Here is a 13,484-nt window from a genome sequence, read left to right as displayed (position 1 = left end):
CCGGTTACAGCTGTCATTGTAACACTGTTTTTACCTCATTTTACCGGTGTTAACAATTTTTTAATACCAATGGATAGGGATATGTTATTTGCCGGGTATAATTTCGGGCCAATGGTTTCACACGAACTTTTAAAGAATATGATATTAAAAAATACCAGGAAAATAGCCCCGTTCAAGGGTATTGTATATACCGGATTACTGGCGATTATGGCCTGTTGCACTAACAGTTCTGCACTGGCCCAGTCGGGCCATGTCAATCCCTGGGCGCCTGTGGAAGTTGGTCCATTGCCTCCTATCGCAAGCCTTACAGATGGCATGTGGCTAAAGGGTGATCTTCATGTGCATTCCATTCATAGTAAGGATGCCTCGAATAACTCCGTTGCAAAAATCATCGCCTTTTGTAAGTCTGTCGGCATGGACTACATCGGCATTACCGACCATGACAATCATGTAAATGGCGATGTTGCGCATAACACCTGGGCAGATCCCGAGTTTAAGTCAGACTCCGTATTACTGCTGTATAGCGCAGAATGGACAACCACCCGTGGCCACGGCAATGCGTTCTCGGCCAAACCATATGATCACCAGCGGCTATATGATGTCCGCGATCAGCGCGATGTGGTGGTTGGGGCTGTGAAAAAGGAACTCGGAATTCACCTGTCGGCCAATCACCCAAGCGGAAAAGATCATTTCGGATTTTCTTATGACATGGTCGAATCTATCGAAGTATGGAATTCTGCTATCTGGTCCAAAAATGCCAATGCGATCATGATCTGGGACGATATGCTTTCATCAGGCCGCAAACTTACCGGCAGGGGTGGGAGCGACTCGCATCACGGCACTCCTGATTCACCCGATAAGGCAACGAAGAACAGCTACCAGGCAAAGGCCAACTATGTAGGAACCCCAACAACCTGGGTGTTTGCTAAAGCACGGACAACGCAGGCAGTTATAGACGCCCTTACTAACGGCCGTGTTTCAGTCAGCGCAAATCCATACGCACCCCGCGTTGAATTTTACGCTGACCTTGACCAGGACGGCAAAATGGATATGATGATGGGCGACGATGCCAAAGCAACGGGGAAGCCTGTCAAATTCCGGGTTCAGCTTACAGGAAATACTTCTCCGGACAGCACCTATAAAGTTAGTGTGGTAAAAAACGGCGACCCGTTCGGCACCTACAAAGCTACAGGCAAAACGCCTGTGGTAGAGTTCACCGATACACCGGCAACACTTGGTCGTACCTATTACCGTGTTGTGGTTGAGGGGCCGCCCACAGCCTATCCGCAGGTTCCCGGATCAATGGCGCTGAGCGGTAATATGGTAGGATTGTCAAACCCGATCTATTTTAATTTTGATCCGAATTTTTGATGTGGGAGGGAGCATATATTAGAGTAAAAAGACTCTAATATACAAAGGCCGGATATTTTTACCAGGCCTTTGTGATGGAGGCTCCACAAATCTCTAACCATTTCATATCTAATTTGCGTTTAATAGCGGATTTGGACAGAATCTACTTAAAGTCTTCGTGCTTTTGATCCTTTAAAGAGTTTGGTTCTAATAATGGTTCTTCGTATGTTTCCTTAGGGCTGCTTAAAGGTGGCTTTGCCTTATTTTTTGAAAAGTCAAGCTTATAGCCTACGTTATCTTTAGTGGTAACAAATACATTATCGTACTCTTTATCATCTTCAGCCAGAAAGAGCATCACTTTCTCGTTAATACTTTCCTTTGGTATCCAGTCATCGCCAGCTTTAGTAGTGGCCCATGCGCGCACTTGTGCATGCCATTTGATATCACTCGGATACTTAAGATAATTGACCGCAAAGCAATAGGTAGCAAAGTCAGCATCATAAGGAAAAGTAACAGCAAATGAAGTTGAGGACAGTTGCCAGAGCCTCGGCAAAGCAGCAAAATCATCCTTATTATACATATTACAGAATGCAATTAATGCGTTTTTTATGTCTTCATGATTTGCATTATCCACTAAAATAATTTTGTCATTTTCTTTTTCGACTGTAGGCTTCTTATCTTCTGATGGGCGGGAAGGATCTTTTGCAAGTTGATCCCCCGATACACAGGCTTTAAGAATCAATCCAATAACAATAACTACGGCTATAATAAGTAAGGTCTTCATAACGATTGTAAGCGTACGCTAAAAGTAACATATTTTAACGCATGTCCACAAATCTAAACATTGTATATCCTCCTTCGTCAGGTCAAATTGGAATCAACTATAGCATCCTAAAGCCCTTTCACTTGATTAGGCGTTAACCCGGTATACGATTTAAATTCCTTAATAAAGTGTGCCTGGTCATAATAACCGCATTCAAAAGCTATAGAAGTAAGCGGTGCGGTGGATGACCTTATTAGCTCAAGGCTTTTGTTAAACCGCTGAACAGAAAAAAACTTTTGGGGCGTTATGCCAACCCAATCAATAAAAAGCTTTTGAATATAACGTTCAGAAAAGCCGGAGTGTGTTGATAGATTTTGTATGTTGAAGGGTTTATCTTCTTTATAAACATGATCACACAAATACTCAACTAATTTCAATTGGTGATTGCTTTTTTTATTCCTGGTTAACCGCTGAATTAAAAACGCTTCAAGAACTTCTATTTTCTGCTCAATGGAAGGTTGTTCCATTAAACGATCATAAAAATCAGCAGACTCTCTGCGGAAAATATCGCAAAGATCAATCGACTCATTGGTAAAGTCCGATGCCGGATTGGGAAAAAAAAGCGAATTGGCGTATGGATGGAACCGTGTTATTAAACAAGTATTGCCTTTTGCAATGGCGGCCCTGGTTGGGATAGTCCAATGCCCTAACACCTCTAAGCTGGGCACTTTCATCGACTGATCTCCCCGGTGCCTGACAGTGTCGCTACCGGAGATGTCAATACAAAGTTCTACAGATCCGCTCGGATACATAACTTCCATAACGTCTGCAGGGTGCCAGCAAGTCCAGTAATTCTTTATATAGGGTTTTAAAATATCAGATGGAAAAAACACCCGGTCTCTCATACTCAAATATAATGATGTTGTGATAATTATTAAGCAACGTTGCCATACAATTCTTGTTCGTTTTTATACAATTTTCTCTGTTTAATGGATTTTACCTTTGATGAATATCAAACTAAAAATTTATTAAAATGAAAAGTTACAAAAAAAGCCTGCTAATTTTCTTCCTGGCATTCGCGCATTTTATTGCCAATGCACAATCGAATCATACAAATGCTTTAAATGAAGCTAAAAAGGCTATTGCCGCAAGTAATGCTACTTATTTTACCGCAATTGCAAAAAACGACGGCTCTATTCTTAATCATTACGCAGAAGATGCCTGCTTGTTGCCGCCTAATTCGCCTATTCTATGCGGGCGTACTGCAATGGCAAAGTTCTTTAAGGATGGATACGAAAATTACGGCCTTAGGGGAGGTAAATTCATTACCCTAAATATTTACGGAGACGGCCTTGAGTACGTTACCGAAGAAGGTCTCTGGCAATCATTTGACGCCAATGGAAAGTTATTTGACGATGGCAAATTTTTAGTGCTTTGGAAGAAGACAAAGAATGGTTGGAAAATGTTCCGGGATTCGTTCAGCACTAATCGTGCTCAAAAATAGGATGGAGGGAAGTCCTTTTTTCAATTAAAACAATAGTAGAGCCTGATAGAAATATCAGGCTTTTGTGGTTTCTCACTCTGCTAATTTTCTATTGAAACCCTGGCAGAACATCCTATTATTTTCTTATCTCGTAAACCAGCTCAACCATTCCGCTTTTGTAGGCTTTAACATCTTTTAAGTGTAATGCTTGTTCCTGTCCAATCTGATCAAAAAACGGCATTCCATCACCTAAAATAACAGGCAGAATTGACTGTCTTATTTCATCCGCTAAGTTTAAACGAATGAAGTCTTTAGCAAGCTTAGCACCGCCTACAAGCCAAACATTTTTGTAATTTGGTTTTAGTCGTTCATTGACTAATTTGTTCAGGTCGCCCGAGTAAGTTTCAATGTTCTGCCTGTCAACCGGCAGTTTTCTGTGAGTTAACACAATGGTCGGCACATCTCCATAGGCCCAGCCATAAGATTTTGAAAGTTCCAAAGCGTGTTCATAGGTCCGGGAACCCATTACGTAGCAGTCTATTGTTTTAAGAAATTCCTCCACATCTTGCCCGGTAACAGTAACTCCTTTCTCGTAGTTGTCAGCTGTCTCGAACCACGAAACGCTATTGTCTTTTTTGGCAATATAGCCATCAAGACTTGAAACCATATGGATGGTTATTTTAAATTGATCTGCAGTCATCTATGTGTTATTTGAGGATATGCGTTGTTGAATTGTTTTTGGTTTTGTTGTCCGTACTATAGTGTTCGAATGTCTTCGGTTTCGTGCGATAATTATATGCACAGCGATAAAAACCCCTCGCCTGGTGTAATAGGCCAGTTCTTGAAGGAACCTGTTACGCTTTCATCGTTATTTAAAGCTACCAAAAAATCTTTATTGTGCGGTTGAAAAATGGAGAAAGGTGACTACTAAGACGGACAATTAGCGCTTGTTTTAAAATTTATTAAAAAAAATTTGCGTAACTCAGAAGTTACTTATACATTTGAGTAACTTAAAGGTTACCTATTATGGCAAAAATTATTAAACACCAATTTTTCTTCCCACATCCGCCGGAGACAGTTTGGGAATACCTGACAAAATCTGAACTGATGGCGCAATGGCTCATGAAAAACGATTTTCAGCCTATTGTAGGCTTTGACTTTCAATTCAGGACAGGCCCGATACCTAACCTGAATTTCGATGGCATCTTCTACTGCAAGGTACTAGCGATCGTCCCCTTTAAAAGGCTTTCCTATTCATGGAAGAGCGGCCCTGGCGAGGGCAAGATCACACTTGATTCAGTTGTGATATGGAAACTGGAGCCCAAAGACAAAGGCACGGAGGTTTTCTTAGAGCACAGCGGTTTCGCGAAAAAAGAAAACCTGGATTTTTACAACGGCTTGCTGCATGGCTGGGTGGAGAAACTCCAAAATATCGACAAACTTTTAAACACTGCACCACATGGCCATACCAAAACTTGATACCTTCCAGGTGATCGGAGACCCCAGCAGGCGGAAAATGCTGATACTGCTATCAGCGGATAGTTTGACCATCAACAGCCTGGCAGACCATTTCGATATGAGCCGCCCTGCGGTATCCAAGCACATTAAAATACTGCAAACTGCGGGGTTTATTTCCATTCAGGACATGGGCCGGGAACGGTACTGCACACTGAAAAAGGATGGTTTTGAAGAGCTGCAGGCCTGGCTTTCATACTTCGACCAGTTCTGGACATCGAAACTGAAAGCGTTAGAAACCTTATTAAATAACAAATTACCCAACTAAAGCATCGCCAAAAAGGTTATGAATAAACAAGATTTTACAACTACGATTGAAGTGGAGGAAACTCCGGAACAAGTATTTAATGCAATTAATAATCCCCGGGCCTGGTGGTCGGGCGAAATTGAGGGCAGTACAGTCAAGCTTAACGATGAGTTCACATATCGTTATAAAGAATTTCATTTATCAAAGCAACGAATAGTTGAAATGATCCCTGATCGAAAAGTAGTATGGCTTGTTACTGAAAGCCAAATTAATTATGCTGAAGATAAAAAGGAATGGACCGATACAAAAATGAGTTTTGAAATTTTTGAAATGGACAACAAAACGCAGCTCCGTTTTACTCACCAGGGATTGATTCCCGAAATTGAGTGTTTCGATAGCTGTTCAAATTCATGGAGCCAGCTTATCCAACAAGGTTTATTTAGCTTGATTACCACAGGTAAAGGAGAGGAGATTTTTTTAGGGTGAAGTTTTAACGCAAAAGCCTGGTTCGCAGCCTTTCTCTATTTCGTAACATAAGATTAAAATCAGCCACAACAAAATAACCACAACAGCTTTTATCATTCAAAAATCAACCAATAATTACTCAACTATGAAAGTCTCATTATTTTATCTTCTCGCGTTAATTAGTTTCAGTTTCTATAGCGCCTCTGCCCAGGAATTGAAAGGAAAAATACCGTCAACAAGTCCCGGCCAACGTATTGAACAGGATTTTGGCCTTGGCACCATTTCGGTAAAATATTACAGGCCAAATACCAAAGGCAGAAAGATATTTGGCGGCATTGAACCCTATGGCACAGTATGGCGTACAGGAGCAAATAATGCCACCGTCATCACGCTAACAGATACGATAGCAGTGGAAGGTCATACCGTTGCGCCCGGTGCATATTCGCTCTTTAGTATCCCCGGCCCCGATGAGTGGACCATAATATTTAACAAAAATACCAGCCAGTGGGGCGCGTACTCCTACGATGAAAAGCAGGACCTGCTTCGGTTTAAAGTAAAGCCGGTAAAACTAGCCGCCAGGATAGAAACTTTGACCATTCAGTTTGCCGATGTTCACCAGGAGGACGGTGTGCTTCAAATATTATGGGAAAATACGGGCATCAACCTCCGGTTAAGAACCGATATAAACAAGCGCATCATGGCCAATATACAGGAAGCGATGAAGGGCGATAAAAAGCCTTACTATATGTCGGCCATTTGGTATTATAATCATGGGCTGGATCTTAACCAGGCGCTTGCCTGGATGCAGGAAGCCGATAAAGCACAGCCCGCGGCTTTTAATGTAAAATACTGGCTGGCCAGGCTACAGCTAAAAACAGGCGATAAAAAATCGGCGATCACTTCCGCCAACGAAGGCCTTAAACTGGCTTTGGCTGAAAATAGCCAGGAATATGTGCGCATGAATAAAGAGATTTTGCACGATGCAGCTATAAACTAATTTAAAAATAAAAAAAACATAAAAAAATGACAACAACAGATTTTACCGCTACCATATTGGTAGACCAGACTCCGGCAGCAGCTTTCAACGCCATCACCAATGTACGCGGATGGTGGTCGGAAGAAATTGAAGGCAGCACAGATAAGCTCAATGAGGTGTTTAACTATCATTTCGAAGACATTCACCGCTGTCAAATGAAATTAATTGAACTCATTCCTGATAAAAAAGTTGTTTGGCACGTGATGGACAACTATTTTAAGCCCGGGATTTTCAATGATGCTTCACATTCTTTGTCCAGCGGCGATGGGTTCGCTAAAACCGAGTGGGTAAACACAAAAATTATTTTTGAGATCTCTGAAAAGAACGGCAAAACACAAATCCGCTTTACCCACATGGGTTTAGTCCCGGATTATGAATGTTTTGATGTCTGTTCAAATGCATGGGGCCACTATATAGGTGAAAGTTTGTTGAACTTGATAACCACAGGAAAAGGCCAGCCGAATAGTACGGACAACCCGATGACTACAGATGAAGAGAAATTTAAGTCTGCCGCAGGTAATGCCTGAAATTCTTCAGAAAAAAGTCCCTGTTAGGGGCTTTTTTCACCAAATGAAAAGCGCCCTTCACGATAGTTCTTCCGAATCTATCGTTATGTAATCAATCCATTTTGTACGGAAAATTTGATTAATGTGGCTGTATTTTTACTTCCGGTTTTATCCATTAGGCTTTGCCGATGCCCTTCAATAGTTCTCCTGCTTGAAAATAATTTAGCGGCAAATGGCAAATAGAGCCGGGATACGCAGAAAGCTAAATAATGCACGGATCACCATTTCCCTTTTTTTTGAAAGAGAAATGAGTGTTACATTGATATTTTGGTTAATGGTGTTATTTGTTGTGATCATTTTAGAGCTGTTTGGTAAGATCTGATCACGACGCTAATCAGGCGGACAATGCGAATCCCTTAACCGTCCCATTGCAGGGCCTCTGTCAAATCATTCCGAAACACTTTGATCAAACTCCAATCTTAACCATACAGACTATAACAAACCAGCCCACCAATAGTTAATATCCACGATTGTACATTTTAAAAGAGACCAATCAAGCGGGTTCAGCCATGGGGTGGCGCTTTCTCCGCCTGTGCAGGTATGTCTGGGTCACGCGGTAAAGCACTTCCATGTCAAATGGCTTTTTCAAATAACCGTCAAAGCCAAGCTTATGATATTCCTGGTCAATCTGCTTATCGGAGCTAAGGGCGATGACCGGCAAACGGGGGAAATGCGATTTGATCCAGTGTGAGATTTGTTTATCAGAGTGGTGCCTAAGCCAGCAATCAAGTAGTACGAGTTTGGGATGGTACCGCCGGATCATCTCCAGGGCATTTTCGTTCGTATCGGTCAGGCTGCAAACCCGGTAGCCCTCCATTTGTAAAGCAGTGGTCACCACATCAAGGGTGGCGGCATCTGCTTCTTGTACCATGATCGTTTCCATAAACTTTTAATTTAAGTGAAAAAGACAGAAACCCGAACAAATGTATAAGTAGTAACAGTTGAAAAAACGAATAAAGTTAAGCATTAAAGCTACTAATTTTTAACGTAAATACTGGTCCGTATCGTATTTTTTTTAAATTTTATTATACGTTAAATTGGTAGGAGTTCAGGAGAATCAAAACAAGCAGTGGCCTGTTCGATTCCTTCCCCGGGGAAAGGAATCGAACAGGCCACCCTTTTTTACAATCTTCCGAACACCTGTAATGGGGGCATAAGACAATTCCCCGTAGATGTTGCGCTATACAAAGGGTCAGCTCCTGTTGTAGTTCAGCATCCAGTTGATCCCGAATTGATCCCTTACGGAACCGAACAAGGCATTCCAAAACATTTCACTGACCGGGGCCAGCTCCAGGCCGCCCTCTCCAAGCTCCCGGAAGAACCTGTGGATCTCTTCCTCGCTGGTGCAGCTGATCGCCAGCTGGATATTATCGCCAACAGTCTGTCCTTTGGGACCGCTCATATCCGAACCCATAAGCAGCATCTTACCGTTCAGCGTGAGGGCCGAATGAAAGATTTTGCCCTTTCCCTCCGGCCAGTACTGTTCCATAGGTGAGCCATCTACCAGTTGCAGGTCTAATTCTCCGCCAAAACGAGCTTTATAAAAATTCATAGCCTCCCGGCACCTGCCGTTAAAGCCAATGTAAGGGTTAATTGTATCCATCGGGTTAATTTTAATGTATAGTCCTAATTTAATAATTTAGAGAGATTTTAATAACAAGCCTATAGTGCTTTGAAAAAATAGGGATTGGCGCTTCCCGGTTATGCAGTCACGTACCACCGCTTTTACTTATTCAGTAAAGGCTGATCGGTCTCATTTTCTTCAATAATACACAAAAAGAGCGTACAGGGTATTTTTAATCATAGCGCATGGCGGGATAGTTCAGCAGCCTGCGCCACAAGGCGATCTGGCCGATGATGCTGGCTTCGCGGTAGATGGTAAAGGACAGGAGTTCATAATAGGTCATTTTCATGAAGCCCATATCTATCTCGCTGTCCAATTTTTCATCATTCATGCTAACCAATACTTCCCTTGCAGCTGGGCTGATCTTTTCCCAATCTGTCAGATATTCGGCCATGTCAGGATACCTGGTATCGTTCTGGATGCCCTTGTTGTCCTGGAATAGTTCGCCGCCATTCTGTTTGTACTCAGGGTGGGTTTCCGAGGTCATTTGGTACCGCTGGTGCACCAGCGAACCGGTTAGCCAGGCGATGTGGTTCGCTTTGGTATTTAAACGGTTATAGGTATCTTCTTCCGCGATCCCTTCGATGGCTCTTTTAAAAAAAGTGGTCTGCATATCGAACAAGGTCAGTAAGCCTTCTGTTCTGCTGCTGGCTGTTTTGGTTTCCATAATATAGGTTATTTTTAGTAAAGTTATCACAAAGTGTCATGGCAATAACGGTGTTGTCGTGACAAAGTTGAGGGGTATTTGTGACATCTTTTTTATCACCGGGTCGAAAGCCAGGTTTTGTTGTTTTCTTTACTCACCGCCCAAGTTTGGACTAAACATCATTTTAAACCAACGGGCAATGTCATTAAGTTAAGGGAGAATTGCAGCTCACCCTCTTTACCGCTTGCGGTAGAGAGGGTCGACCAGCGAAGCGAGGTCGGGGTGAGTCGACGCCAGTGCATTTGCGCCAATACATTCGCGTTAACGCCGCTTGCAGAGGACTCACCCGGTCGACGCTTCGCTGGACCGCCCTCTCTTTTGCAAGCAAAAAAGAGGGCAAAAAAGCTTAACTTAATGACATTGACCAACGGGACACTTTTTTCGAAAAAGTGGGTTTACATGGTTAGCATAGTTTATGGTTAATGTTGTTTTATATTATTGATAATCAATTAATTAATATTGTTTTATCAAAATGTAATGGGCTTACATCAATCAGCCCAAAATACTAAAATGTTGCTAATGCTTTTAGTATTTTTAATTTAATTACTTATTTTTATAAAAAATAAGGAGAGCAAAGCAAAATGGAAAGGCAGGAATTGGTTTTAAAATCACACAAAATTTCAGAATAATGAAAAACAGCAATATCACATTGACTAAAACAGAAAAAGATGATTTAAACGCATTTTCCGTCCTCGCGGGGTCTCCACAATGCTATTAAGTTAAGAGAATGTGGTCTATAACTAGCCACATAACTTCGTCGAATAGCCCCACCTAAATCCTCCCCGGTAGGGAGGACTTAAAAAAAGCGCGAAGCTAAAGTCTCCCCTACCGGGGGAGATTTAGAGGGGGCTAAAAGGCTTTGGGAGAGAATCGCATTTGTGTTTCCCCTTAACTTAATAGCAATTGAGAGACCCTGCTGAGACAGAGGGCTCAAAACAACAAAATCACAAAAATCTCAAAATAATGACAAACAACAATATCACATTGATTAAAACAGAAAAAGATGATTTAAATGCATTTTTTCAATTTCAGCTTGACAAAGAAGCAAATTATTTAGCAGCGTTCACAGCTAAAGACCCAAACGATAAAACTGCTTACATTGAAAAGTATTCAAAGTTTTTAACTGACCCGACAATAAATATGCAGACAATAAAAGCTAATGATGAAATTGTAGGTAGTGTAGCAAAATTTATTATGGAAGGGGATGCCGGGATTACTTATTGGATTGACAGAAAATTTTGGGGACAAGGAATTGCCACAACAGCGCTTAAAGACTTTTTAAAAATTGAACAAACCAGGCCGATTTATGGACGTGTTGCATTTGACAATTATGGTTCACAAAAAGTTTTAGAGAAATGCGGTTTTGTAAAAATCGGAAAGGACAAAGGATTTGCTAATGCCCGGCAAACAGAGATTGAAGAATATATTTATAGGCTTTCAGAGTGATAAGCCGCCGGGTTGGACAACAACCGCCTGTCCAGGCATTTTGCTTGGACGGGCGGCGGGGGCTACTTTATTCTTATTTGCTTTTATTCCGTTTTGAAAGAGAATCTGCAAGTAATATGATCTGTTTAATATCAGCCGCACCAAGCGTTTTTAATTGAATGCTAGATAGCGATTTACTGATTTCCTTTATTTGTTCCTTGTTGCCCCCGGCAATTATCTCTATTTGTTGGGGCTTAGAAGGCGCTGTAATATAAAAGAATGTCAGATAAGACATTAGGATAAAAGTTAAGCCACCCGTCGTATAAATCCCTCTGACGAACGCTGTTCTTGCCTTCCCCAAAAAGTCTAGTTTTTGTGTGTTTAATTCGTGATTTTTCTGAATGCAATATAGGTAATCCCCTACTTGCTCTTCCTTAAATTTAGTTATATCGGTGAATTTCTTGACGGTATCTGCGCTGCCCCGTGCATAATAATATTTAAACGGATTGATCCCTTGTAGCCCGTTGATCATCGAAATAATGTATAATACGATGATCAGCGTAATGCAGATTGCCAATATGATTTTGACAACAGGATGCATGGCATCTCTTGTATTAAACAAAATGGTGATCAGTAGTCCGATAAGGGACAGAAATATCCCAGAATTGGAAACAATCTGGGCACATTTGCCTTCAACCATTTTCTGGCGGTCATTTTCCTCCTCGTAAAGATTTTTAAGGTATTCAATCTTGTCATCTAATAAAGTGTCGCCTTTCATAGGTTGGTCGTTAAATATTGAATAATGGATGCTGAAATTTTTAAACCTGTATCCATTTCGATCCAGGCCCACTGACCGTTTGGATTGATTTCCAGAAACCAATACTTACCGGCTTTATCTTGGATCAAATCAATTGCGCCGAAGTTGATGCCTAATGTCTGGCATAGTTCTATACATTGCCGACTCACCTCCGAAGGGATTTCACAGGCTGAAAATTGCAATTTAATCTTTCGCCAGTCCACCTTGGTTTCCTCATGCGCCTGGGAGTCAACCTTCGCGGCAAATACCTTGCCGTTAACCACGGTAATCCTAAGCTCATATTCTTTTTCAATATACTCCTGATAGATACAAGGAGTCAGGTCAAATTCATCGAGGGTTGCCATCTCAACTTCGCCAATAAGATTCGTAAACAATAGCGATGTGGAACCGTTCTGTGGCACATAACCCGAATATAGCGGCTTGATAATAATTTGTGAGTTTTGACCGTAAAATGCCTTTAATTTTTCTTTGTCATTGGTGATCAGTGTCCTTGGTATATTCATCCCAATCAATCGTGCTTTTTGTAATTGGAGAAGTTTATTTTCGGCCATCCTGATCCGGAAGGGGTCGCTTAACCATTTAAAATGAGCTAAAGCATGGTATAAATTCTCCAGTAACGCTTCAAATTCTTGGAAAAAGTATTGCTGTTCAGCAGGATTCATTCCTTTGAGGTCAGGCAATTGCGTCCGTCTGTACCAAATACTTTTGATTTCAGAATGTTCTTTAAAGAAGACCTTAAAGTCACCCTTATCGCTGATTTCATAAAGGGGCGACACCAACAAATCCTCGCAATTAAGCCTGAAATAAGAAATTTCCTGTTGGTTGAGTTGATTGATTAGGAAATCTGCCGTATAATCTTCCTTGTGGGTAATGATTAGGATCATTATTTGTCACTGTCAGTAGCTTCCTTGGCTTCGGTGAATGTCTGGGTGGAAAGCATTTGAAAAAGCCGGTGGGCATCCGAATCGCTAGTTTCCGCATTCACTAAAGTAAGAGTATTGGTGTCTGTCAAAGCCCTGATACGATTAATCGTCTCGTTAAAGTCACTGTCGCCGCTTTCAAGTTGGTTACGCGTAAAAGTGTGAGTGGTGAGCTGATCATAAGCAGTTTTAGCTGAGCGGTTAATGTCAGAATCCGTCCCTTCATCATCAGCTTTGGTAAAGGTGGTCGTGCCTAATTGTGGTAGTTGAATTGCAGGATGATTCGTTCCTTTCAATACAGAAAGGTTCAAATCGGCCGAATATTCAATGAGTTGCGAGCCCTTTTCAAGGATATTTATAGGCTTTTCTAGGAACTGGTATACAAATGGTCTCATGGTTGGTGTAAATTTATTTTAAATATATAAAATTAATTCGGCAGCCGGGTCAAGTGTGCACAGTTGACCAAATGATTTTTTGAGTATCCAACTCAATAGCTTGTTTTACCCGTACGCCCTGTCGATGTCTTTTATGAGGTTCCTTACACCCGCTTCAAGGGTCCCCCTTGTA

The 13,484-nt window shown here is 41.6% G+C and carries 18 protein-coding genes; 8 read left to right on the top strand and 10 right to left on the bottom strand.

All coding sequences use genetic code 11. The features are described 5' to 3' along the window. The first annotated feature begins 69 nt into the window (after window positions 1-69). Complete coding sequence (locus BUE31_RS15615; RefSeq protein ID WP_234997842.1) at window positions 70-1,371, top strand: CehA/McbA family metallohydrolase; 1,302 nt, start codon at window positions 70-72, stop codon at window positions 1,369-1,371. 142 nt (window positions 1,372-1,513) lie between these two features. Here the strand turns inward: BUE31_RS15615 and BUE31_RS15610 are convergent, their stop codons facing one another. Both BUE31_RS15610 and BUE31_RS15605 read right to left on the bottom strand, forming a co-directional pair. Further along, on the bottom strand, window positions 1,514-2,134 hold the full coding sequence (locus tag BUE31_RS15610) for a hypothetical protein (protein WP_073404725.1): 621 nt from the start codon (window positions 2,132-2,134) through the stop codon (window positions 1,514-1,516). 107 nt (window positions 2,135-2,241) lie between these two features. Beyond that, window positions 2,242-3,018, bottom strand: a complete 777-nt coding sequence (locus BUE31_RS15605; RefSeq protein WP_073404724.1) for a helix-turn-helix domain-containing protein — start codon at window positions 3,016-3,018, stop codon at window positions 2,242-2,244. Between the two features lie 128 nt (window positions 3,019-3,146). Here BUE31_RS15605 and BUE31_RS15600 point away from each other — a divergent pair, with 128 nt between their 5' ends. Then, window positions 3,147-3,617: a YybH family protein gene (locus BUE31_RS15600; RefSeq protein WP_073404723.1), complete on the top strand. Its 471-nt coding sequence runs from the start codon at window positions 3,147-3,149 to the stop codon at window positions 3,615-3,617. Between the two features lie 115 nt (window positions 3,618-3,732). Here the strand turns inward: BUE31_RS15600 and BUE31_RS15595 are convergent, their stop codons facing one another. Continuing rightward, entirely contained in the window at window positions 3,733-4,296 is a 564-nt protein-coding gene (locus BUE31_RS15595; protein WP_073404722.1) for a dihydrofolate reductase family protein, read from the bottom strand. A 326-nt stretch (window positions 4,297-4,622) separates the two neighbouring features. Between BUE31_RS15595 and BUE31_RS15590 the strand changes: the two genes are divergently transcribed. From BUE31_RS15590 to BUE31_RS15570, 5 genes are all read left to right on the top strand, one after another. Then, entirely contained in the window at window positions 4,623-5,075 is a 453-nt protein-coding gene (locus tag BUE31_RS15590; protein ID WP_073404721.1) for an SRPBCC family protein, read from the top strand. Beyond that, entirely contained in the window at window positions 5,056-5,379 is a 324-nt protein-coding gene (locus BUE31_RS15585) for an ArsR/SmtB family transcription factor (protein ID WP_073404720.1), read from the top strand. Before BUE31_RS15590 ends, BUE31_RS15585 begins: the two co-directional genes overlap by 20 nt. Before the next feature lie 18 nt (window positions 5,380-5,397). Further along, complete coding sequence (locus tag BUE31_RS15580; protein WP_073404719.1) at window positions 5,398-5,844, top strand: SRPBCC family protein; 447 nt, start codon at window positions 5,398-5,400, stop codon at window positions 5,842-5,844. 124 nt (window positions 5,845-5,968) lie between these two features. Further along, window positions 5,969-6,820: a DUF2911 domain-containing protein gene (locus BUE31_RS15575; RefSeq protein WP_073404718.1), complete on the top strand. Its 852-nt coding sequence runs from the start codon at window positions 5,969-5,971 to the stop codon at window positions 6,818-6,820. 26 nt (window positions 6,821-6,846) lie between these two features. Beyond that, window positions 6,847-7,386, top strand: a complete 540-nt coding sequence (locus BUE31_RS15570; RefSeq protein ID WP_073404717.1) for an SRPBCC family protein — start codon at window positions 6,847-6,849, stop codon at window positions 7,384-7,386. Between the two features lie 201 nt (window positions 7,387-7,587). Here the strand turns inward: BUE31_RS15570 and BUE31_RS31575 are convergent, their stop codons facing one another. The 4 genes from BUE31_RS31575 to BUE31_RS15550 form a co-directional block, all read right to left on the bottom strand. Beyond that, entirely contained in the window at window positions 7,588-7,722 is a 135-nt protein-coding gene (locus BUE31_RS31575) for a hypothetical protein (RefSeq protein ID WP_255376666.1), read from the bottom strand. A 196-nt stretch (window positions 7,723-7,918) separates the two neighbouring features. Then, a complete protein-coding gene (locus BUE31_RS15560; RefSeq protein WP_073404716.1) occupies window positions 7,919-8,308 on the bottom strand; it encodes a response regulator in 390 nt (129 codons plus the stop codon). A gap of 309 nt (window positions 8,309-8,617) precedes the next feature. Beyond that, window positions 8,618-9,028, bottom strand: a complete 411-nt coding sequence (locus BUE31_RS15555) for a VOC family protein (RefSeq protein WP_073404715.1) — start codon at window positions 9,026-9,028, stop codon at window positions 8,618-8,620. Between the two features lie 193 nt (window positions 9,029-9,221). Next, complete coding sequence (locus BUE31_RS15550; RefSeq protein WP_073404714.1) at window positions 9,222-9,716, bottom strand: hypothetical protein; 495 nt, start codon at window positions 9,714-9,716, stop codon at window positions 9,222-9,224. A 942-nt stretch (window positions 9,717-10,658) separates the two neighbouring features. Here BUE31_RS15550 and BUE31_RS15540 point away from each other — a divergent pair. Next, a complete protein-coding gene (locus tag BUE31_RS15540; protein ID WP_234997841.1) occupies window positions 10,659-11,201 on the top strand; it encodes a GNAT family N-acetyltransferase in 543 nt (180 codons plus the stop codon). Between the two features lie 73 nt (window positions 11,202-11,274). Here the strand turns inward: BUE31_RS15540 and BUE31_RS15535 are convergent, their stop codons facing one another. From BUE31_RS15535 to BUE31_RS15525, 3 genes are read right to left on the bottom strand one after another with little or no spacing between them, the layout of a single operon-like run. Continuing rightward, on the bottom strand, window positions 11,275-11,958 hold the full coding sequence (locus BUE31_RS15535) for a hypothetical protein (protein ID WP_073404711.1): 684 nt from the start codon (window positions 11,956-11,958) through the stop codon (window positions 11,275-11,277). Beyond that, window positions 11,955-12,881, bottom strand: coding sequence for an ATP-grasp domain-containing protein (locus BUE31_RS15530; RefSeq protein ID WP_073404710.1), 927 nt, complete (start codon window positions 12,879-12,881; stop codon window positions 11,955-11,957). Before BUE31_RS15530 ends, BUE31_RS15535 begins: the two co-directional genes overlap by 4 nt. Further along, window positions 12,881-13,312 (bottom strand): hypothetical protein, encoded by a 432-nt coding sequence (locus BUE31_RS15525; RefSeq protein ID WP_073404709.1) that lies wholly within the window; start codon window positions 13,310-13,312, stop codon window positions 12,881-12,883. The genes BUE31_RS15530 and BUE31_RS15525 overlap by 1 nt, the downstream gene beginning before the upstream one ends. Window positions 13,313-13,484 lie beyond the last annotated feature (172 nt).

This window comes from Mucilaginibacter sp. OK098 (assembly GCF_900142915.1).
In the GTDB taxonomy this organism is placed as follows: Bacteria; Bacteroidota; Bacteroidia; order Sphingobacteriales; family Sphingobacteriaceae; genus Mucilaginibacter.
The sequence above is the reverse complement of the archived record's forward strand: the minus strand, read 5'-3'. Positions and strand labels throughout refer to the sequence as shown.